At 73.8% G+C, this 19,101-nt stretch carries 16 protein-coding genes; 6 read left to right on the top strand and 10 right to left on the bottom strand.

Annotation, left to right across the window (positions count from 1 at the left end):
• The first annotated feature begins 17 nt into the window (after window positions 1–17).
• Window positions 18–1,514 (top strand): NADP(+)-dependent, decarboxylating phosphogluconate dehydrogenase, encoded by a 1,497-nt coding sequence (gene gndA / locus ACYVKY_RS09525; protein ID WP_460434734.1) that lies wholly within the window; start codon window positions 18–20, stop codon window positions 1,512–1,514.
• A gap of 91 nt (window positions 1,515–1,605) precedes the next feature.
• On the opposite strand, the gene ACYVKY_RS09530 is transcribed toward gndA, so the two are convergent.
• The 4 genes from ACYVKY_RS09530 to ACYVKY_RS09545 form a co-directional block, all read right to left on the bottom strand.
• The gene (locus ACYVKY_RS09530; protein WP_460434735.1) at window positions 1,606–1,803 is read right to left on the bottom strand and encodes a hypothetical protein; all 198 of its coding nucleotides are present in this window, start codon (window positions 1,801–1,803) and stop codon (window positions 1,606–1,608) included.
• A gap of 112 nt (window positions 1,804–1,915) precedes the next feature.
• Window positions 1,916–3,997, bottom strand: a complete 2,082-nt coding sequence (locus ACYVKY_RS09535; RefSeq protein ID WP_460434736.1) for a TerD family protein — start codon at window positions 3,995–3,997, stop codon at window positions 1,916–1,918.
• A gap of 98 nt (window positions 3,998–4,095) precedes the next feature.
• Entirely contained in the window at window positions 4,096–4,605 is a 510-nt protein-coding gene (locus ACYVKY_RS09540; RefSeq protein ID WP_460434737.1) for a nucleoside deaminase, read from the bottom strand.
• 47 nt (window positions 4,606–4,652) lie between these two features.
• Window positions 4,653–5,237, bottom strand: coding sequence for a TerD family protein (locus tag ACYVKY_RS09545; RefSeq protein WP_460434738.1), 585 nt, complete (start codon window positions 5,235–5,237; stop codon window positions 4,653–4,655).
• 126 nt (window positions 5,238–5,363) lie between these two features.
• Between ACYVKY_RS09545 and ACYVKY_RS09550 the strand changes: the two genes are divergently transcribed.
• Window positions 5,364–6,293, top strand: coding sequence for an NADP-dependent oxidoreductase (locus tag ACYVKY_RS09550; RefSeq protein WP_460434805.1), 930 nt, complete (start codon window positions 5,364–5,366; stop codon window positions 6,291–6,293).
• Here ACYVKY_RS09550 and ACYVKY_RS09555 read toward each other — a convergent pair.
• Complete coding sequence (locus ACYVKY_RS09555; protein ID WP_460434739.1) at window positions 6,280–8,025, bottom strand: TM0106 family RecB-like putative nuclease; 1,746 nt, start codon at window positions 8,023–8,025, stop codon at window positions 6,280–6,282. The two genes, ACYVKY_RS09550 and ACYVKY_RS09555, sit on opposite strands and share 14 nt — an antisense overlap.
• A 120-nt stretch (window positions 8,026–8,145) precedes the next feature.
• Here ACYVKY_RS09555 and ACYVKY_RS09560 point away from each other — a divergent pair, with 120 nt between their 5' ends.
• On the top strand, window positions 8,146–9,531 hold the full coding sequence (locus tag ACYVKY_RS09560) for an FAD-binding oxidoreductase (protein ID WP_460434740.1): 1,386 nt from the start codon (window positions 8,146–8,148) through the stop codon (window positions 9,529–9,531).
• A 2-nt stretch (window positions 9,532–9,533) separates the two neighbouring features.
• On the opposite strand, the gene ACYVKY_RS09565 is transcribed toward ACYVKY_RS09560, so the two are convergent.
• The gene (locus ACYVKY_RS09565) at window positions 9,534–11,468 is read right to left on the bottom strand and encodes a DUF5107 domain-containing protein (protein WP_460434741.1); all 1,935 of its coding nucleotides are present in this window, start codon (window positions 11,466–11,468) and stop codon (window positions 9,534–9,536) included.
• Window positions 11,469–11,576: 108 nt separating this feature from the next.
• Here ACYVKY_RS09565 and ACYVKY_RS09570 point away from each other — a divergent pair, with 108 nt between their 5' ends.
• Together ACYVKY_RS09570 and ACYVKY_RS09575 are read left to right on the top strand one after the other, a co-directional pair.
• A complete protein-coding gene (locus ACYVKY_RS09570; protein ID WP_460434742.1) occupies window positions 11,577–12,014 on the top strand; it encodes a YdeI/OmpD-associated family protein in 438 nt (145 codons plus the stop codon).
• Between the two features lie 58 nt (window positions 12,015–12,072).
• Window positions 12,073–12,900 carry a nuclease-related domain-containing protein gene (locus ACYVKY_RS09575; RefSeq protein ID WP_460434743.1) on the top strand — a complete coding sequence of 276 codons (828 nt, stop codon included), beginning with the start codon at window positions 12,073–12,075 and terminating at the stop codon, window positions 12,898–12,900.
• Window positions 12,901–12,924: 24 nt separating this feature from the next.
• Here ACYVKY_RS09575 and ACYVKY_RS09580 read toward each other — a convergent pair whose 3' ends face one another.
• From ACYVKY_RS09580 to ACYVKY_RS09590, 3 genes are read right to left on the bottom strand one after another with little or no spacing between them, the layout of a single operon-like run.
• Complete coding sequence (locus ACYVKY_RS09580; RefSeq protein ID WP_460434744.1) at window positions 12,925–14,505, bottom strand: alkaline phosphatase D family protein; 1,581 nt, start codon at window positions 14,503–14,505, stop codon at window positions 12,925–12,927.
• Window positions 14,506–14,549: 44 nt separating this feature from the next.
• Window positions 14,550–15,383, bottom strand: coding sequence for an SMP-30/gluconolactonase/LRE family protein (locus tag ACYVKY_RS09585; RefSeq protein WP_460434745.1), 834 nt, complete (start codon window positions 15,381–15,383; stop codon window positions 14,550–14,552).
• A 2-nt stretch (window positions 15,384–15,385) separates the two neighbouring features.
• Window positions 15,386–16,078, bottom strand: coding sequence for an SDR family NAD(P)-dependent oxidoreductase (locus ACYVKY_RS09590; protein ID WP_460434746.1), 693 nt, complete (start codon window positions 16,076–16,078; stop codon window positions 15,386–15,388).
• A gap of 48 nt (window positions 16,079–16,126) precedes the next feature.
• On the opposite strand from ACYVKY_RS09590, the gene ACYVKY_RS09595 reads away from it, so the two are divergent.
• Window positions 16,127–16,984, top strand: coding sequence for a fumarylacetoacetate hydrolase family protein (locus tag ACYVKY_RS09595; protein WP_460434747.1), 858 nt, complete (start codon window positions 16,127–16,129; stop codon window positions 16,982–16,984).
• A gap of 10 nt (window positions 16,985–16,994) precedes the next feature.
• Here the strand turns inward: ACYVKY_RS09595 and ACYVKY_RS09600 are convergent, their stop codons facing one another.
• Window positions 16,995–19,097 (bottom strand): hypothetical protein, encoded by a 2,103-nt coding sequence (locus ACYVKY_RS09600; RefSeq protein WP_460434748.1) that lies wholly within the window; start codon window positions 19,095–19,097, stop codon window positions 16,995–16,997.
• Between the last annotated feature and the right edge of the window lie 4 nt (window positions 19,098–19,101).

Below are 19,101 nucleotides of genomic sequence, written 5' to 3' on the forward strand. Positions count from 1 at the left end.
GCTGCGAGACTGCGACCATGAGCGACTCGACGACGACGGGAACGGCGCAGATCGGCGTGGTGGGGCTGGCGGTGATGGGCGCGAACCTCGCGCGCAACCTGGCCCGGCACGGCCACACCGTCGCGGTCTACAACCGCACCTACGCCAAGACCGAGGCGCTGCTGGCCGACCACGGCTCCGACGGCGAGTTCGTGGCGTCCGAGCGGCTCGAGGACTTCGTGGCCTCGCTCGAGCAGCCCCGCCGGGTGATCGTCATGGTGAAGGCCGGTGCCGGCACCGACGCCGTGATCGACGAGCTGGCGCCGCTGCTCGAGGAGGGCGACATCCTCGTCGACGGCGGCAACGCCCACTTCGAGGACACCCGCCGCCGCGAGTCGGCGCTGCGCGAGCAGGGGCTGCACTTCGTCGGCGCCGGCATCTCCGGCGGCGAGGAGGGCGCGCTCAACGGCCCGAGCATCATGCCGGGCGGGTCGGCCGAGGCGTACGAGTCGCTCGGACCGCTGCTGGAGTCGATCGCCGCCGACGTCGACGGCGAGCCGTGCTGCACCCACATCGGGCCGGACGGCGCCGGGCACTTCGTGAAGATGGTGCACAACGGCATCGAGTACGCCGACATGCAGCTCATCGCCGAGTCGTACGACCTGCTGCGCGCCGCCGGCCTCGAGGTCGCCGAGATCGCCCAGGTGTTCCGCGAGTGGAACGAGGGCGACCTCGACTCCTTCCTGATCGAGATCACCGCGCGCGTGCTTGACCAGGTCGACGAGCGCACCGGCCGTCCGCTGGTCGACGTCATCGCCGACCGCGCCGAGCAGAAGGGCACCGGCCGCTGGACGGTGCAGATCGCGCTCGAGCTGGGCGTCCCGGTCAACACGATCGCCGAGTCGGTGTTCGCGCGGTCGACCTCCGGCCACACCGACCTGCGCAACGCGGCTCGCTCCACGCTGACCGGCCCCGACCGCGCGCTGGACGCCGGCGACCGGCAGGCGTTCGTCGACGCCGTCCGCGCCGCGCTCTGGTCGTCGAAGGTGGTGGCGTACGCCCAGGGGCTGGACCAGATCCGCGAGGCCGCCAAGACCTACGAGTGGGACGTCGACATCGCCGAGGTCGCCCGCATCTGGCGGGGCGGCTGCATCATCCGCGCCCGCCTGCTGGAGCGGATCCGGCAGGAGTACGCCGCCGACGACCTCCCCACCCTGCTCGTCGCGCCGAGCGTCGCCGAGGAGCTCGGCCGCTCGCAGGACGCCTGGCGCCGCGTGGTGGCCGCGGGCGTCGCGGCCGGCGTGCCGGTGCCGGGCTTCAGCGCCGCGCTGGCCTACTACGACACCGTGCGGGCCGAGCGGCTGCCGGCGTCGCTGATCCAGGGCCTGCGCGACCTGTTCGGCGCGCACACCTACGAGCGCGTCGACGCGCCGGGCAAGTTCCACCTCGACTGGTCCGGCGACCTGTCCGAGTCGGGCGGCGACATCGGCGAGCGCGAGGCGTCCCAGGGCACGACGCCCCCCGAGCGCACCTAGGGTCGAGCCCCTTCCCCGAATCGTCCGAGATCCGGGCCCGGAGCGCCCTCCTGCGCCCCGTCTCCCGGACGATTCGGGCCGCGGCTCGGGCTCAGCCGCCGCCGTAGCCGGCGAAGCGCTGGTCGACCTGCGAGGCGTCGCCCCGGAACCGCCCACGGTCGGTCTTGGCGGCCGGGCGGTGCGAGGCGGCCGCGGCGTCGCGACCCGCCGCCCGCCGGCGTTGCTCCCGCACGAGACCCGCCACGACGGCGCACACCACCAGCACGACGAGCCACCCGATCCAGTCCATCCCGCACCTCCGGCGTCGGCGGGCGCAGGTCCGCCTACCTGTATGACGGAACAAGAGGGTGCAGAGGTTCGGTCCCACGCTGCCTGAGGGGCCCCGTCGTGACGTGGGCTGGTCAGACGTCAGGGTCGAGGACCGCCGGCACATCCTCGACGGAGTCGTCGGAGAGCTTCGGCGCCGAGGGCACCCAGGCCTGCAGCGGCTGCAGCACCAGCGAGTAGAAGGACTCGACCGCATCGGTGACACTCGGGATGAACGCACCCTTCACACCCGAGCGCTTGGTGCCTAGCGGGTAGGTCCGGGACAGGACGAACCCGGCGACATCCTTCGTCTGACCCGCAAGCAGTGGCCCCGGTCCCTCTCGAAGATCCTTCAGCTGCTCGCACGTGGTCTCGGAGTGACGAGCGAACTGCACCTCGACGAGCACGTCGTCAGGCGCCTCTCGAAGCTGACGGAGGATCCACTGCACCCGCCGGTGACTGGTGCCCTCCTGCGGCGCCGCGACAGCGGTCCCGACCCGTACGCGGGTGGTGCGCAGGTCCGCCACGATGTCGAGCGCGCCGGCGGCGCCTGGTACGCGCAGAGTTGCCGGGAGACGGCCCTCGGTCGCGAGTCCGGTCACCAGATCCTGGCTCCGGCTGGCGGCGTCGACCCGGCTTCCTCGACGGGTTGGCTCGGTGACGGTGACGCCCAGGTCCGCCGACAGCCGCAGCATCAGGTGCCGGACCAACCGCTGCCACGAGTGAGCCACAGCAGGCACCTTGCGGTCCGACGGACGCAGGGTGCCCGCAGCCACGGCCTCGCGTACCGGGACCCACGACGCACCCATGTCGTCGAAGCCGGCAGCCCCGGACTTCGGGTGCTCGAGGTAGCGGATCAGCTCGGACAGGATCCAATGCTGGGTCGCGTCCGGCACGCCTTGGTGCTGATGGACCATTCGCGCCTCGTGCAGGACCTCGGCCCAAGACAGGTGGTGGAGCGCCACCTTCTTCAGCTTCCGCTGATCCACTACGACCGGATGGTCGCCCGCGGACGGTGCGATCTCGTTTGACAACGTGACCACCACGTCGAACCCCTGCGTCCGGGCGACGTCGACGTAGTTCTCGACCTGCTCGGCCCTGAGCTGACCGGTGCCGGTCTTGACCTCGAGCAGGGCCGTCCACCTGCGCTGCCCACGCACCACCCGCAGCACACCGTCGGGCACGACCTTGCCCTCGCCCTTGGCGAACTGGACCTCCAGGAAGGTCTCGACGTTCCCCGCCGGGGCACCGAGACGTGCACAGATCGCACGAGCGAACGGCTTCACGCTGAGCATGGTGGACAGCAGAGCCGAGGTGGCTCGCTTCTCCTGCTCGTCGGCGGATCCCACGCCAGACACCGAGAACAAGCGAGCCATCTGCCAGTTCGGATCGTCGGCCAACTTCGAGACCGGTCGGGTGGCAGCCTGCCGCGCGGGGGCTTTGACGGTGCGGACACCGCGTCGCCGTCGCGCCGGCGATGCAGTAACTATCGACGAGGACGGCTCCAGGCGGGCGTGGGCCACCTCGTCGGGTGCGGGCACCTCGGAAACGCTGTCCTCCGAGAACGACTCGGTCGCTGTCGCCGGTGCCTCGGGGGCGTCCTCGCGGTGCTGGGGCGACTCGTCGTCCTCAGGCGAGTCGTCAACCGTCACACCGAAGTCGGTAGCCAGGCCAGCGAGGCCCGACGCCCATCCCTGACCGACCGCCCGTAGCTTCCACGAGCCGTTCCGTCGATAGATCTCGCCGAAGAGGAACGCCGTCTCGCTCGACGCGTCGTCGATCATGAAGCTGGCAATCGGCTGCCCGGCCTGGTCGCTCAGCGACAGGTACAGGCCATGCAGGTCCCCGAAGGTTCCTGCCGTGAGGCTCGCCGTGACCGCGAGGACGTGGATGTCGTCCGGAATCGCTTCCAGGTCGAGGCCGACGGCCTCCTGCCGACCGCCGTCAGTGACGGCGCGACCCAGGTGCTGGACAGCCCCGTCCGCCGCCGATGGCTGGTTGTAGAACACGAAGTCGGCGTCCGACCGCACTCGGCCTGCTTCGGTGAGCAGCAGGGCCGCCCCGTCCACGTCGTGGGGCTCACCGTCGGCCTCGGACCAGCCGACCACGACCTTCACGGTCGACACGTCCTCCGGCAGCGAGGTGTTCTCACCCTTGCGCAGCGCAACCCCCGTCATGCTCGGAAGTCTAGGAACGATCCGGCCCGGACGTGGGCGAATCATCCATGCGTGCCGGGCGAGTGCGTCCGCCCGATCAGGGCTACGTCGTCACCTCCTCAGTACGGCGCGCGCGACGGGTCCCGGCGCCACGCCGTGAACGGGTCCGTCGCGCCGGCCGTGGGCACCTGCCGCACGGGGACGGGCCAGCGCGAGCGGCGCGCGGCGAGCAGGTCGTGGAACGCCTCGTCGTCGAAGCCCGCCGCGGCGGCGTCGTGCCGGTCGGCCGCGTACACGACGCCGCCGACCCGTGCCCACAGCGACGCCGCCAGGCACAGCGGGCACGGCTCGCACGAGCTGACGAGGACGCACCCGGCCAGGTCGAACGCACCGAGCTCCGCGCAGGCCGCGCGGATCGCCACCACCTCGGCGTGTGCCGTCGGGTCGAGGTCGCCGGTGACCCGGTTGACCCCCGTCGCCACCAGCTCGCCGGCGCGCACGACCACGGCCGCGAACGGCCCCCCGCCGTCGGCGACGTTGTGCTCGGCGAGCCGGACCGCGAACTCGAGCCACCCGTCCGCGTCGACGACGTCACGACGCTCGGTGGCACGGGCGGTCTTCACCTGCATGCCAGGAGGAGCGGCTCCACCCCGCCGCAAATACCGCCCGGACGGCCTCAGCCGACGTTGACGCCGTACTCCGTGGCGATGCCGTGCAGACCGGAGGCGTAGCCCTGGCCGACCGCGCGGAACTTCCACTCGTTGGCGCGGCGGTAGACCTCGCCGAAGATCATCGCGGTCTCGGTGGAGGCGTCCTCGCTGAGGTCGAACCGCGCGAGCTCGGCGCCGTCGGTGACGTTCACGACGCGGATGAACGCGTTGACGACCTGGCCGAAGTTCTGCCCCCGCGACACGGCGTCGTGGATGGACACGGCGACCACGATCTTGTCGACCTGGGGCGACATCCGCTCCAGGTCCATGATGATCGACTCGTCGTCGCCCTCGCCCTCGCCGGTGAGGTTGTCGCCGGTGTGCTGGATGGTCTGGTCCGGCGAGACGAGCTGGTTGTAGAAGACGAACCACTCGTCGCCGAGGATGCGGCCGGTCGGGCCGCAGACCAGCGCGCTGGCGTCCAGGTCGAAGTCGGCCCCCGCCGTCGACCGCACGTCCCAGCCCAGCCCCACGTGGATCTTGGTGAGCGGGGTCGAGCCCGCCTCCTTGCTCAGCGAGACGTTGCCGCCCTTGGCCAGCGTGACACCCATGCTCGTCCACCCTCCCGTCGCCGACTGCTGCCGCCGAACCTACCCGAGCGCGAGCACGCGCCGCGCGCCGTCCCCGGGTCGCCCGGCGGACGCCGCGGGGGCACGATCGGGACCGTGGACCAGACGATGCGCGCGATGACGTACAGCCGCTACGGCGGACCCGAGGTGCTCGAGCTGACCGAGCAGCCCAGACCCAAGGTCGGTCCGGGAGAGGTGCTCGTCCGGGTGCGGTCGGCGTCGGTGAACCCTGTCGACTGGAAGGTCATGGCGGGCGGGCTCGACGCGCTGATGGACGTCCGGTTCCCCGCCGTGCCCGGGTGGGACGTGGCCGGCGTCGTCGAGCAGGTGGGCATCGACGCGCCCGAGTTCGCCGAGGGCGACGAGGTGCTCGCCTACGCGCGCAAGGACTACGTGCACGGCGGGACGTTCGCCGAGCTCGTCACCGTCCCGGTGCGCACCGCGGCGGCCAAGCCGGCGTCGCTGTCGTTCGACGAGGCGGCCGCGCTGCCGCTCGCCGGCCTGACCGCCTACCAGGTGCTCACCCGGCTCGGCACGGGTGCGGGCGACACGGTGCTCGTGCACGGCGCGTCCGGCGGCGTCGGCTCGATCGGCGTGCAGGTGGCGCGGGCGCTCGGCGCCGAGCGCGTCATCGGCACGGCCTCGCCACGCAACCACGACCGGTTGCGCGCCCTCGGCGCCGAGCCGGTCGCGTACGGCGAGGGCCTCGCCGACCGGGTGCGCGAGCTCGCGCCCGACGGCGTCACGGTGGTCGCCGACTTCGTCGGTGAGGTGCTCGACGTGACCCGTGCCGTGCTCGCCGACGGCGGTCGGCACGCGTCGATCGCCGACCCGTCGGTGCTGGAGGCCGGCGGAAGCTGGATGTGGGTGCGGCCGGACGCCGCCGACCTGGCCGCGCTCGCCGCGATGGCCGACGACGACCGGGTGCGCGTCGAGGTCGCCGAGACCTTCCCGCTCGACCGGCTCGCCGACGCGTTCGCGCTCAGCATGGAGGGCCACGTCGCGGGCAAGGTCGTGGTGCGGGTCAGCGAGGGCTGACGCCGCTCCCACCCTCGGCCCGGCGCGACAGGCCGGCTCGGACGGCGGCGGTCGCCTCGACGTCGTCCTCGTTGTACTCCAGCACGCGCCGGCGCATCTGCTCGCACGCCGGGTCGGACGGGTCGCGCGCGACCTGCAGCCACACCTGCGACTGCGCGCCGCCCGCGTCGTCGGCGCGCCAGGAGAAGCCGAACTGCGGGGCGACCGCCTTGAGCCCCAGCCCGTGCAGACCGCGGAACTGGCGTCGCACGACGTCGTGCAGGTCGACGAACCGGGCGAGCACGTCGGCCGCCGCGTCACCGAGGAGCTTGCGCAGGGCGTCGGCCTCGACGCCGGTCCAGTGGTGCACCTCGAGCGTGCGGCCCGCGGCGTCGGCGGCGGCGACCTGGTCGCGCAGCCAGTCGACGAGGTCCTGCGCGACCGCGCGCTCGGCGTCGTCGTCGAGCGGCTCCCAGGTGACGAACGGGTGGTAGGTCGCCGGCCCGTGGTCGGCGTCCGGCCCCGGTCGCGACGCCAGGCGAGCGCCCCAGAGGTACACGCGGCCCTCGGTGTCGGACTCGTAGTCGAGGTCGATCTCGACGTCGGCGCGGGGGACGTGCACGGGCGCGTCGCTGAGCGGGGCGAGCTCGACCCCGTCGCGGACCATGCGGGCGCGGACGGCCGCCTCGCGCAGCCGACGCAGCGCCGCGGCGCGGTCGTGGGCGTTCTCGTCGAGGAACGCCTCGACCAGCGCGGCGTCGAGCAGGTCGGCGGGCTCGTCCGGGTCGACCTCAGCCAGGTCGGCCGTGGTCGTGACGCCGAGCGACTGCAGCGTGAGCCACTCGCGGACGGTGAGGCGCCCGGAGGTCAGCGCCAGCGACGGGTCGTCCGGACCGAGCTCGTCGGCGCACGGCTGCTGATAAGGGCAGGTGAGGCACTCCGGCTGCGCGACGGGGACGACGAGCGGCGCCGGGTCGTCGGGGAGCCCGTGCCGGCGCTGGGCGACCTGCGCGACCCGGACCCGGAAGCCGTGCTCGTGGTCGTACCGCTCCAGGGCGGTGCGGCGGGCGGTGCCGCGGCTGCGCGAGAAGGTGGTGACGCGCGGGACGTCGAGGTCGTGCCACACCAGCGCGAGGTCGGCCCCGGTGCCCAGGTCGAGCTCGTCGGTACCCAGGACGGCGCCGATCGTCGTCCCGGCGTGGCGTCCGCACGCCTGCAGCAGCCGGGTGTGGTGGGCGAGCTCGAGCAGGTCGTCGAACCGCTGGGTGCGGGCCGTGACCCCGACGAGCTCACGACGGGCGGTCGGGTCGCCGAGCGGCGACACCTCGACCGAGCGGCGCGCGCTCGCGCTGACGCCCTTGTGCCACTTCACCAGCACCGGGACGTAGCCGTCGCCGAGTCGCAGCAGCACGTCGGGGGCGCCGCGCCGACCACCGGCGGTGTCGTCGGGCAGCCGCCCGCCGACGACGAGCAGCGCACCTGCGTCCATCGCCCGGGTGGTGGCGTCGACGCAGGAGCCGGCCGCGGTGCGCAGGTCGGCGCCGGCGTCGCCGTGCAGCTCGACGAGGCGGTCCACGACCTGGGTGCGCCAGCCGTCCGCGGCGTCGAAGCGCAGCGCGAGCGGCTCCGGCGGCGACCAGGGCGGCCGCTGCACCGTCGCGTCGTGGTCGCCGTGCACGCGTCGGGGGCACCGGCGCGACGCGGTCGCCCCGAGCAGGACGGGCGCGGTCGTGCGCGTCGTCGGCTGCGTCATGGTCGTCATCCTCGTCCTCCCCGTCCGGTCGCGACCAGGGTGCACCCGGGGTCCGACAACGCCGCGCACCCTGGCTCGTGCCAGGGTGACGACGACGCGGACGACGAGCAGGAGGACACGATGCGCCCGGTGACCAGCCCCGTCGTCGAGCGGCTCGCAAGCACCCTGCCGGCGTCGCAGCTGCTGACGGCGCCGGACAGCACCGACCGGTTCCGCGCCGACCAAGGTGCGTGGGCGCCGGCCGGTGCGCCGGCTGCTGTCGTCCTCGCCACGTCCACCGCCGACGTGCAGGAGGTGGTGCGCGCGTGCGTCGAGCACGGCGTCCCGGTGGTGCCGCGCGGTGCCGGCACCGGCCTGTCCGGCGGCGCGAACGCGGTCGACGGGTGGGTCGTGCTGTCGCTCGAGCGGATGGACGCGGTGCTCGAGGTCGACCCGCTCGAGCGGCTCGCCGTGGTGCAGCCGGGCGTCGTCAACGACCACCTGCGCGCCCGGGTCGCCGGCGACCGGCTCTGGTACCCGCCGGATCCCGCGTCGTCGCCGTGGTCGACCATCGGCGGCAACGTCGCGACCAACGCGGGCGGTCTGTGCTGCGTGAAGTACGGCGTCACGCGCGACTACGTGCTGGCCCTCGAGGTCGTGACGGGGACGGGCGAGGTCGTCCGCCTCGGCCGGCGGACCGCGAAGGGCGTCGCGGGGTACGACCTCGTGTCGCTGCTGGTCGGGTCGGAGGGGACGCTCGGCGTCGTCACCGAGGTGACGGTGCGGCTGCGGCCGCTGCCCGCGCCGCGGCGCACCGTCGCAGCGTTCTTCGGCTCGGTCGTCGATGCCGGACGAGCCGTGGAGCTGGTGGCCCGTCGCGGCCTGGGTCCTGCGGTCCTCGAGCTGGTCGACCGGCACTGCCTGCGGGCGGTCGACGACTGGAAGCGGATGGGGTTGTCGGTCGAGGCCGACGCGGTGCTGCTCGCCCAGGTCGACGACCACGGCGCCGCGGGCGACGTGGCGGCAGCCGCTGTGCGGCAGGCGTTCCTGGACGGCGGCGCGACCTGGGCCGAGGTGTCGACCGACGAGGCCGAGGCTGAGGCGCTGATGGCGGCACGACGCCTCGCCTACCCGGCGCTCGAGCGGCTCGGGCCGGCGCTCACCGAGGACGTGTGCGTCCCGGTGCAGCACGTCGCCGAGATGCTGGGGCGGATCGAGCTGACGGCGCAGCGGCACGACGTGCGCATCGCCAACGTCGCCCACGCCGGCGACGGCAACCTGCACCCGCTGATCACCACGCCGCCGGGCGACACCGACCAGGAGCGTCGGGCGCAGCTGGCGTTCGACGACATCCTCGCCGACGCGCTCGAGCTCGGCGGGACGGTGACCGGCGAGCACGGCATCGGCCTCCTGAAGCGCGACGGGCTGCGGCGCGAGCTCTCCGAACCCGTCGTCGCGATGCACCGCGCGGTGAAGGCGGCGCTCGACCCGCACGGCGTGCTCAACCCGGGCAAGGCCATCGTCTGACGTCAGGGTGCGTGCATCCGGAAGTCGTAGCGTGCGGGGACAGGCTCGGCGCGGGCACCGGCGCGGTGGGCCGCCGAGACCGGTTGTCCCGCAGCGGTGGCGAGCGCGAGCGCGCGGTGGTCCCACCACAGCTCGGTGAGGTCGTCCGCACCCTCGCGCAGGTTCGGTACGACGAGCCCTTCCTCGTCGAGCAGGCGCGTGGAGCGGGCGAGGTCTCCGACGTCGACCGCGGCGCGCGCCTCGAGCAGCCGGACGGCCGGGTGGGCGCGCACCTCGTCCGGTGCGGCGTCGACGGCGGCGAGCACGGTGACCGGCGGCGAGGTCGTCGCGACCCACGCCAGGCGCTCGACCTGGAGCGGGACGCACCACGGGGCGAGCTCGATCGCGCGGTCCCACGAGCGGCCGGCGGACTGCTGGTCGTCGTCGGTGACCGCCAGAGCGCGCCTGGCCCAGGCGTTGTCGGTCTGCACGACCGAGCGCTTCCAGGCGGAACGCGCGTCGTCGAGACGCCCCCGCGCCGCCAGCGAGACGCCGAGCAGGTAGGCCGGCAGCCACCCCTGGTGCCCCCGTAGCAGCGCCTCCCACTCCTCCCCCACCTGGCACGAGGCGGGCGGGACGGACGGGTCGGCGTCCGGGGCGTGGCCGGCGAGCAGGTCGAGCCAGGAACGCTGCTCGTCGCCCGCCACGGCCGGGTCGAACGGTGTGCCGGCCGGCAGCGCCGGCAGGTCGTGACGCGCCCGTCGGGCCTGCTCGACGGCCCCCCAGCCCGACCCCACGTGCAGCACCTCGTGCGGGACCCGTTCGGCCGCAGCGGTGATCGCGGCGACCTGGTCCTCGAACCCCCGCAGCAGGTGCTCGACACCTGATTCGAGCTCGGCCTCGGTGACCGGACCGAAGGTCTCGAGCCACGACCACGAGGTGCGCGCCGGCAGCAGCAGGTGCTCGAGCTGGGTGCGGGCCAGGCCGGCCTGGATCTCGAGGTATTCCTCGCCGTCCGGCGAGAGCCACTCCTGCCAGCGGCGCCCGCCCTGGCCGGTGCCCCAGACGAACAGCTTCCGTCCGCGCAGCCGCGACGTCGACGTCTGCAGCAGGCCACCGCCGTCGCCGTCGACCGCCGCGATCCAGGGCCGCTCCGTCCCGGCCAGGTCGAAGAACCAGTCGGCGGCGTGGGTCGAGGACGTGGGGTGCCGGAGGTCGTCAGTGACGTCGACGCGACGCAGCTGCCGCGAGTAGTCGAACTGCCAGGCCGTCGTCGCCGGGACGTGCACACGGGTCGACCCGGTCTGCGGCACAGCGGTGTTCGACCACCAGTACACGGGGACGTCGTGGTCGTGCGGGTTCGTCACGCGGACGTGGACGAGGAGCGCCGGCGAGCCGGGCGGCGCCCACGCGTCCACCTGCTGCACGAGACCACGCAGCCGCTCGTACTCGTGCAGCCGCAGCACCGGCGTGCCGTCGTCGAGGTCGACGAGCGAGGCGTGCAGCGGCGCGCAGGTGAGCGGCGTGTGCCCGGTGGTGCCGAGGTTCCACTCGACGCCACCCGCGAACCACGCGTCGCGCAGGGCGAGGTTGCCGAGCTGGAGCGTGCTCGGCGAATGGAGCAGCTCGCGACCGGTGGTGAGGTCGACCAGCGACCACAGCCGACCGCCGAGTCCCGGCAGGAAGGTCGCCCGCACCCGCTCGTTCTCGACGACGACGGCGTCGTGCGCCGTCTCGACCAGGTCGCGGCCGTAGCCGTCCTGGGTCAGGTACGGCAGCAGCGACGTGACGTGGCCGAGCGCCAGCCCCGCTCGCATCTCGGCGTCGGCGTCCGGTGCCTCCACCCCCTCGTGGAGGTCGCGGACGGGCCGCAGCGGCGGCAGCGGATTCGGCGGCCCGAGCGGCGAGGTCCGCAGCACGACCTGCGCCCGACGGACCCACGACAACGTGTCGACCATGCGCGGATGATGCCCGATCCGCTCACGTCCGCGCACGTCGCTGCGACACGCCCCGAAGAACCGGACGCTGGACCCCCAGGAGGGGGTCCGGTGCCCGATCCTTCCGTCATGGCGACCTTCACCACGACCCTGCACGCCAGCGGCGGCAACAACGTCGGCATCGTCGTGCCGCCCGAGGTGCTCGAGTCCTTCGGCCGCGGCAAGCGCGTCCCCGTCGTGGTCACGATCGACGGCGGGCACACCTACCGGACGACGACCGCCTCGATGGGCGGCCAGGTGCTGGTCTCGTTCAACGCCGAGACCCGCAAGGCCACCGGACGCGGTGCCGGCGACGAGGTCGAGGTGACGATGGAGGTCGACGACGCGCCGCGCACCGTCGAGGTCCCGGCCGCCCTGGCCGCCGAGCTCGACGACGCCACCACCGCCCGTTGGCAGGCGCTGTCGCCGAGCGCCCAGAAGGCGCACGCGCTGTCGATCGAGTCCGCCAAGACCGACGAGACCCGTGCCCGCCGGGTCGAGAAGGTCGTGGCTGCGCTGCGTACCTGAGGCGCGCAACCGGGTGGCGGCGGTCAAGCCCACCGACCCGGGTGCCGACGACGGCCGCATGACGACGACCGGGGACGAGCAGGCGGTGTGGCTCGGCGGCCACGTGCCCGCCGAGGCGCTGATGGTGAAGCTGCGCGACGAGCAGACCGGCGTCGCACCGAACACCTGGCTGCAGGACCTGTTCGGCGTCTCCCCGGTGCACCCCGACAACCGCAGCTGGTACTGGGGCGCGCGCGGCGAGCGCATCGTGGCGGCCCGGCTGTCGCGACTCCCCGACGGCTGGACGGTGCTGCACTCGGTGCCGGTCGGCACCAAGGAGTCGGACATCGACCACGTCGTCGTCGGCCCCGGCGGGGTGTTCACGGTCAACACCAAGGAGCACTCGACGCAGACCGTGTGGGTCGGCGGCAACACGCTGATGGTGGCCGGCCACCGCAAGGACCACGTCCGCAACTCCCGGCACGAGGCCGCCCGCGCCGCGAAGCTGCTGTCGGCCGCCGTCGGGTTCGAGGTGCCGGTGCGCGGGCTGGTGGTCGTCGTCGAGCCGAAGCGGTTCACGGTCAAGGAGCAGCCGTCGGACGTCGGCGTGCTCGTCGACACCGACCTGGTGCGGTGGTTGCGCAACCGCAAGCCCGTGCTGGAGCCGGCCCAGGTGTCGGCCGTCGCTGCTGCTGCGCAACGGGTGGCGACGTGGACCACCCGCCCGGTCGTCGAGCCCGATCGGCGCGCACTGGGTGCCTGGTTCGAGACGCTCGACCGCCAGGTGCACTCGGCACGACGTGTCCGCATGCTGTGGTCCGCGGCCGCCGGCCTCCTTCCCCTGGGAGCCCTGCTCTACGGCGCGCCGCTGCTGCTCGACCGGGTTGCCGCGAGCTTCACCCCCTGACCGACCACCGCCGAGCGGGGCGGGTCAGTCGACGACGAGCCCCGGCCGGCCGGGGAAGGTCCGGAGCGTCTGGCTGGTCCAGGCCCGGTGCTCGAGCGTGGTGACCTTGTCGATGGCGCGGACCTCGGTCGTCCACTCCGCGTGCGTGATCCGCGACCGCAGGTAGCCGCGCCACAGGTCGGCCGCGCGCAGGTGCGGGTTCTCCGCCTTGCGCAGCTCCAGCCCGGCGTCGGTCTGCGCGCCGTCGCGGCCGCTGCTGATCGAGGTGCCGGCGAACTCGACGCCCACCACCGCCGACGTCGGGTCGTCGAAGTCGGCGAGCACGTCGAGCTGGTAGTTGCGGTGGATGTCGCCGGTGAGGACGACGAAGCCGCCGACGCCCTTGTCGACGACGGCGTCGACCACGCGCTGCTGCGCGACGCGGTAGGCGTCCCACTGCCCCGTCGAGAACTGCTCCACCGCACCGGCACCGCTGTCGAGCCGGCTGAACAGCACGGTGTTCGCCATGACGTCCCAGGTGGTGCCGCCGGACCCGAGCCCGTCGAGCAGCCAGGCCTCCTGCTCCTCGCCGAGCATCTGGCGCGCCGGGTCGCGCCGGGCCGGGCCCTCGAGCACCGTGCCGCCCGGCAGCTGGGTGGTGCGGAACTGCCGCGAGTCGGTGACGTGGAAGCGCACCAGGTCGCCGTACGTGAGCCGCCGGTGCATCCGCGCGGAGGCGCCGTCGGGCAGCTGCGGGCAGCGCAGCGGCATGTGCTCCCAGAACGCGCGGTAGCCGTTCGCGCGCAACTCGGCCTGCGCCGGGTCGAAGGCGTCGTAGTCGTTGCGCACCTCGTGGTCGTCCCACGTCACCATCCACGGCGAGGCCCGGTGCGCCTCCTGCAGGTCCGGGTCGACCTTGTGGGCCGAGTACTGCTGGCGGAACCGGTCGAGGGTGTCGGTCTCGCGGGCGTAGTCGTCCGGCAGCGGCGGGGTGTACGGCCAGCGCACCGACGTCTGGTCGACCGCGTACTCGTACACGTAGTCGCCGGCGAAGTAGACCAGGTCGGCCGGGTCCTGCGCCGCGTCGCGCCATGCGTGGTAGAAACCGGCGCCCAGTGACTGGCACGACGCCGTCACCAGGTGCAGCTCCCCCACCGGCGCGCCCGGCTGCGGTGCCGTGCGGGTGCGCCCGACCGGGCTGACGTGGCCGGCGGAGCGGAAGCGGTACCAGTGGTCCCGGTCCGGGGCGAGGCCGCGGACGTCGACGTGCACGCTGTGCGCGTACTCGGGGTGCGCGTGCGCCGTGCCGTGCCGCACGACGGACGTGAACCCGGGGTCGGTGGCCACCTGCCACTGCACCGGGTGCGCGCCCCCGTCGACTCCCCCGCCGATCTCGAACGGGGACGGTGCCAGCCGCGTCCAGATCACCACGCCGTCCGGCAGCGGGTCGCCGGAGGCGATGCCGAGCGTGAACGGGTACTGCCGCGGCCCGCGCCCGGCGACCTCGGTCGTGGCCCTGGCCGGCACGCCGGTCAGCAGGCCGGCCGTGACGGCCGCACCCGCTCCCACGAGCACCGACCGCCGTCCCGGACCACTCTCGTGCGTCGTGCTGCTGCCCTGCGCCATCTCGTCCTCCTGGTGTCGGGGATGTGGGGACGTGCGGGTGCCGGCTAGCCGGCGAACGCGTCGACCGGCCTGCCGGGGACGTCGACGCGGACGGTGAACACCGCTCCGGCGCAACCGTCGTCGTCCCGCAGCCCGTGCTGCGAGGTGGTCACGTAGAGCGTGCGCAGGTCGTCGTCGCCGAGGGTGCAGGCCGTCGCGCGGGGCGTGGGCAGGTCGACGACGCGGTCGACCTCGCCGTCGGGACCGAGGCGGACGACCCCTCCCCCGTCCCACAGCGCGACCCAGACGCCTCCGGCCTCGTCGGGCACGAGGCCGTCGGGCAGCCCGCGCGGGACCCCGCCGAACGGCCGCCGGCCGGTCACCTCGCCGTCGGCCGACACGTCGAGCACGTCCACCCGGCCGGTCGGGGTGTCGACGAACCACGCGCGGCGGCCGTCCGGCGCCCAGCCGAGCCCGTTCGCGGTGGTGAGCCCGGTCAGCACGGGGACCAGCTCGCCACCGGGGTCGAGCCGGTGCAACCCGGCCGCACCGTCGCCGCCGCCGCAGGTACCGATCCAGTACCGGCCGGACGGGTCGCAGGCGCCGTCGTTCACCCGCAGCCCGGTGTCCGCACCGAGGCCCGGGACGCGTTGCACCACAGCGCCGTCCGCGTCGAGGAGCAGCACCTCGGTCCCCACCCCCACGACCGTGCCGCCTCCGACCCGGGGACGAGGCGCCGCGGCGCTCGACCCGACGTGGTCACGCTCCAGCCGGCCGTCGACCAGGCGCACGAGGTCGCCCGCCAGCAGGTCGACCAGCCGCAGCCCCGACCCGTCCGGCCACCACACGGGGCACTCCCCGTGCTGCAGCCGCTCGGCGGTGAGGCGGACGGCGTCCACGGTCAGTAGGTCGCCCGCCCGCCGCTGAGGTCGTACACGCTGCCGGTGGAGAAGCTGCACTCGTCCGAGCACAGCCAGGACACGAGCGCAGCGGCCTCGTCGGGCCGGCCGAGCCGCCCCATCGGGATGAGCGAGGTCAGCCGCTCGAGCACCTCGGGTGCGGTGTCGGCGTTCATCGGCGTCTCGAACACCGCCGGCGCCACCGCGTTCACGACGACGCCGGAGCGCGCGAGCTCCTTGCCCACCGCCTTGGTCATCGCGATCACCGCGGCCTTGGACGCCGAGTACGCCGACAGGTTCGGGTTGCCGTCCTTGCCCGCCATGCTCGCGAAGTTGACGACCCGCCCCCAGCCGCGCTCGCGCATGCCGGGGAGGACGGCGCGCAGGACGCGCATCGTGCCGGCGACGTTCACGTCGAACACCCTCGCCCACTCGTCGTCGCCGACCTCCCACAGGACGCGGTTCGGACCGACGATCCCCGCGCTGTTCACCAGCACGTCGACCCGGCCGGCCTCCCGCACGGCCGCCTCCACGGCGTCGGTGTCGCGGACGTCGGCGACGAGGTCGGCGCCGTCGCCGACGTCGAGGCTCAGCACCTCCAGACCGTCGGCCCGCAGCCGCGCGACGCACGCGGCGCCCAGCCCGCTCTGCCCGCCGGTGACCAGGGCCCGCCGTGCCGTGCTCGCCTCGTCCATGCGCTACATTCAACACGCATTATCGATAATGTGTCGAGGAGGTCGGCGATGCGGCTCGTCCGGGTAGGAGCGCCAGGCCAGGAGCTGGCCGGCGTGCTGCACGAGGACGGCGTGGTGCCCGTGGGCGACGTCGTCGGGGACTTCGACGAGGCTTTCTTCGCCCGCGGCGGCCTCGACGCGCTGCCCGCGCTGGTGGCCGAGCGGGTCGCTGCGGGCGCCGTCGAGCCGCTCGGCGGACGCCGGTTCGGGCCGCCGATCGCGCGCCCCCACCAGGTGCTGTGCATCGGCCTGAACTACTCCGACCACGCGGGCGAGACCGGCCAGGCGGCGCCGGACGAGCCGATCCTGTTCACCAAGTCGCCCAACACCGTCGTCGGTCCGGACGACGACGTCGTGGTCCCCCGCGGGTCGACGAAGACCGACTGGGAGGTCGAGCTCGGCGTCGTCGTCGGACGTCGCTGCTCCTACCTGCGCGACGAGGCCGAGGCCGCCGAGGCGATCGCGGGCTACGTCCTGGTCAACGACGTCAGCGAGCGCGAGTGGCAGCTGGAGCGCGGCGGCCAGTGGTCGAAGGGCAAGTCCGCCCCCACCTTCAACCCGACCGGTCCGTGGCTGGTCACGCCCGACGAGCTCGGCGACGTCGACGACGTCGCGCTCACCCTCGACGTCGACGACGTGCGCCGCCAGGACGGCAGCACGGCGACGATGCTGTTCCGCCCGGCCTTCCTCGTGCACTACCTGAGCCAGTTCCTCGCGCTCGAGCCGGGCGACCTGATCAACACCGGCACGCCGCCGGGCGTCGGCATGGGCCTGCGCCCGCAGGTCTACCTGCAGGGCGGCGAGACGCTGCGGCTCACCGGTCGCGGGCTCGGGACGCAGACCCAGCGGGTCGTGCGCGCAGACTGACCGACCGCCCTCAGGCGGTCAGCTCCAGCACCACGAGGGTGTCGGGATCGAGGTCGACCTCGAGCGGCTCGACCCCTGCGCAGCCCATTGCGGTGCCGTCCTGCGCGACCAGTGCGGCCGCGCGGTCGACCGCGGCACCGCCCCAGGTCGTCGGGTCGACCCGGACGCGGGCCCGCACGGCCTCGTCGCCCGGGTTCGCCACGACCACCAGCACGTCGTCGCCGTGGGTGTACGCGCGCGCCAGGCAGTGCTCGGCCCGCAGTCCCTCGGCGTGCCGGAACTCGCCCTCGGTGAAGTAGCGCAGGAACCGCCGGCGCAGGGCCGCGAGCTCGCGCACCGTGCGCAGCAGGTCGGGGTGGTCGGCGAGCCGGTGCGAGTGCATGTTGCCCGGCATCAGGTTCAGCAGGCCGCCCTCGGCGAAGCCGTAGAGCGCGCCGCGCGGGTGCTCGTTCACGTTGGCGTTCAACCGGACCTGCGGGAAGACCACCCGGAACGGCGCGTCGTCGTCGAGCTCCTCGGCGTTGCGCCACTCCCAGGTGTAGTCGAGCACCGGCACCTTCATCTCCGACGGCATCTCGCCGGAGAAGGTGCCGCGCGGGTCGCGGCTGCGCACCAGGGCGTGGGCGTCGCGACCGAGCTCGAGCAGCCGGTCGCCCTCGGCGTCCGGTCGCGCGTCGCGGTGCTCGCTGAAGTTCGGCTCGAACCACGACCAGAACTGGTCGAAGCAGACGGACGTCGCTCCGAGGTCGAGCAGCCGCTCGTACTCGGCCAGCGCCGCGGCGCGCCAGCCCTCGGCGAGCGCGGAGCCGCGCATCATCGCGTGCGTGCCCATGAACTGCACCCGCCAGCGCGGCAGGAAGTCGCGCCCGTAGGTCCAGTCGTCCTGCACGGGCTGCCGGGCGGCATTCAGATGGCGCCAGTCCGAGGGGGTCTCGTCGGTGTCGCGCAGCAGGTGGTGGCTCACGAACAACGACACGGGCACGCCCAGCTCGCGGCAGCGGGCGAGCGCGGCGCGCAGGTCGTCCTCGGTGCCGAGGCGCGGGTCGAGGATGATCGGCAGCCCGTTCTTCTGCCACCAGTGCCACACCACGAGCTCGGCCACCCCGAGGTCGGGATCGGCCACTTCGGCGGCGAGCTCGGGGATGCGGTCGAGACCCGCCTCGGGGCGGTCGGCGTTGCGCACCGCGGCCCACATGCTGCGGATCGCCAGCGCCTCGCGGACGTGCTGCGGCGCGTCGTACGGGTACGCCTTCGCCGCGAACTCGGCGAACGCCCTGGCGCCCGCGTACCAGTCGCCGGGGTGCAGCAGGACGACGAAGTCGCCGCTCTCCCAGGTCTCCCGCGGCTCGATCAGCGGGTAGTGGATCCACCGCAGCTCGGTCGTGCTCGCCGTGCGCCCGGGTCGCTCGACCAGCAGGCCCTGCGCCGAGTAACGCGGGTCGCGCCCGTACATCGTCAGTCCGCCTGCGGCGGAGCCGAAGTCGAGCCACTTCATGCTAAGCTCGAACGCGCCGTACCCGTAGTACCGCTGCAGCGCGATGTCGAGGAAGGTCGCGTCGTCCGGGCTCATCGCCAGGTCGCGCAGCGGGTGGGTCGTGCCGCGACTCATCCGCACCCGGGTGCCGTCGACGCCGCCGACCGCGCGCAGGCCGAGCAGCTGCGGGAACGCCACCTGCGGCAACCGCAGGTCCGAGCGGTTCTCGACCCGGGTGCTCAGCACGAGCCCCTCCGGTGCCGGACGGAGCCGCACCTCGACCCGGACGTCGAGCTCCGCGTTGGGCGTCGTCAGACCGTCGTGCACCAGCACCAGGCCGCCGTCCGCCTCGTGCACCTGCGGTCCGCCGTGCGTCCCGAGCTCGACGTAGTGCGAGGGGTAGTCGGGCAGCGGCGCCGCTATGCGCACGAGCCCCCTGCCCCCCGTCCCGGCGCCGTACTCGGTGCCGTCGTCGGCCACCAGCGAGGCGAGGCCGCCGGCGGCGTCGACCAGCACCCGGCCCCCGCGCACGTCCAACGATCGGGCGCCCTCGAGGTCGTCGCGCTCCCCTGGCGCGCCGACCTGGTCGGTGGTGGCGGGTGCGGTCGGCCCGGCGTCGCGGGCGTGCGGTCGCAGCATGGCG

This window comes from Angustibacter speluncae, assembly GCF_054777815.1.

Bases quoted from the DNA above. Each gene is read 5' to 3' on its own strand.
- gndA (WP_460434734.1), top strand. From the start codon at position 18: ATGAGCGACTCGACGACGACGGGAACGGCGCAGATCGGCGTGGTGGGG.
- ACYVKY_RS09530 (WP_460434735.1), bottom strand. From the start codon at position 1,803: ATGGACTGGATCGGGTGGCTCGTCGTGCTGGTGGTGTGCGCCGTCGTG.
- ACYVKY_RS09570 (WP_460434742.1), top strand. From the start codon at position 11,577: ATGGCGACCTTCACCACGACCCTGCACGCCAGCGGCGGCAACAACGTC.
- ACYVKY_RS09550 (WP_460434805.1), top strand. From the start codon at position 5,364: ATGCGCGCGATGACGTACAGCCGCTACGGCGGACCCGAGGTGCTCGAG.
- ACYVKY_RS09575 (WP_460434743.1), top strand. From the start codon at position 12,073: ATGACGACGACCGGGGACGAGCAGGCGGTGTGGCTCGGCGGCCACGTG.
- ACYVKY_RS09565 (WP_460434741.1), bottom strand. From the start codon at position 11,468: ATGGTCGACACGTTGTCGTGGGTCCGTCGGGCGCAGGTCGTGCTGCGG.
- ACYVKY_RS09535 (WP_460434736.1), bottom strand. From the start codon at position 3,997: ATGACGGGGGTTGCGCTGCGCAAGGGTGAGAACACCTCGCTGCCGGAG.
- ACYVKY_RS09560 (WP_460434740.1), top strand. From the start codon at position 8,146: ATGCGCCCGGTGACCAGCCCCGTCGTCGAGCGGCTCGCAAGCACCCTG.
- ACYVKY_RS09545 (WP_460434738.1), bottom strand. From the start codon at position 5,237: ATGGGTGTCACGCTGGCCAAGGGCGGCAACGTCTCGCTGAGCAAGGAG.
- ACYVKY_RS09595 (WP_460434747.1), top strand. From the start codon at position 16,127: ATGCGGCTCGTCCGGGTAGGAGCGCCAGGCCAGGAGCTGGCCGGCGTG.
- ACYVKY_RS09580 (WP_460434744.1), bottom strand. From the start codon at position 14,505: ATGGCGCAGGGCAGCAGCACGACGCACGAGAGTGGTCCGGGACGGCGG.
- ACYVKY_RS09540 (WP_460434737.1), bottom strand. From the start codon at position 4,605: ATGCAGGTGAAGACCGCCCGTGCCACCGAGCGTCGTGACGTCGTCGAC.
- ACYVKY_RS09600 (WP_460434748.1), bottom strand. From the start codon at position 19,097: ATGCTGCGACCGCACGCCCGCGACGCCGGGCCGACCGCACCCGCCACC.
- ACYVKY_RS09555 (WP_460434739.1), bottom strand. From the start codon at position 8,025: ATGACGCAGCCGACGACGCGCACGACCGCGCCCGTCCTGCTCGGGGCG.
- ACYVKY_RS09590 (WP_460434746.1), bottom strand. From the start codon at position 16,078: ATGGACGAGGCGAGCACGGCACGGCGGGCCCTGGTCACCGGCGGGCAG.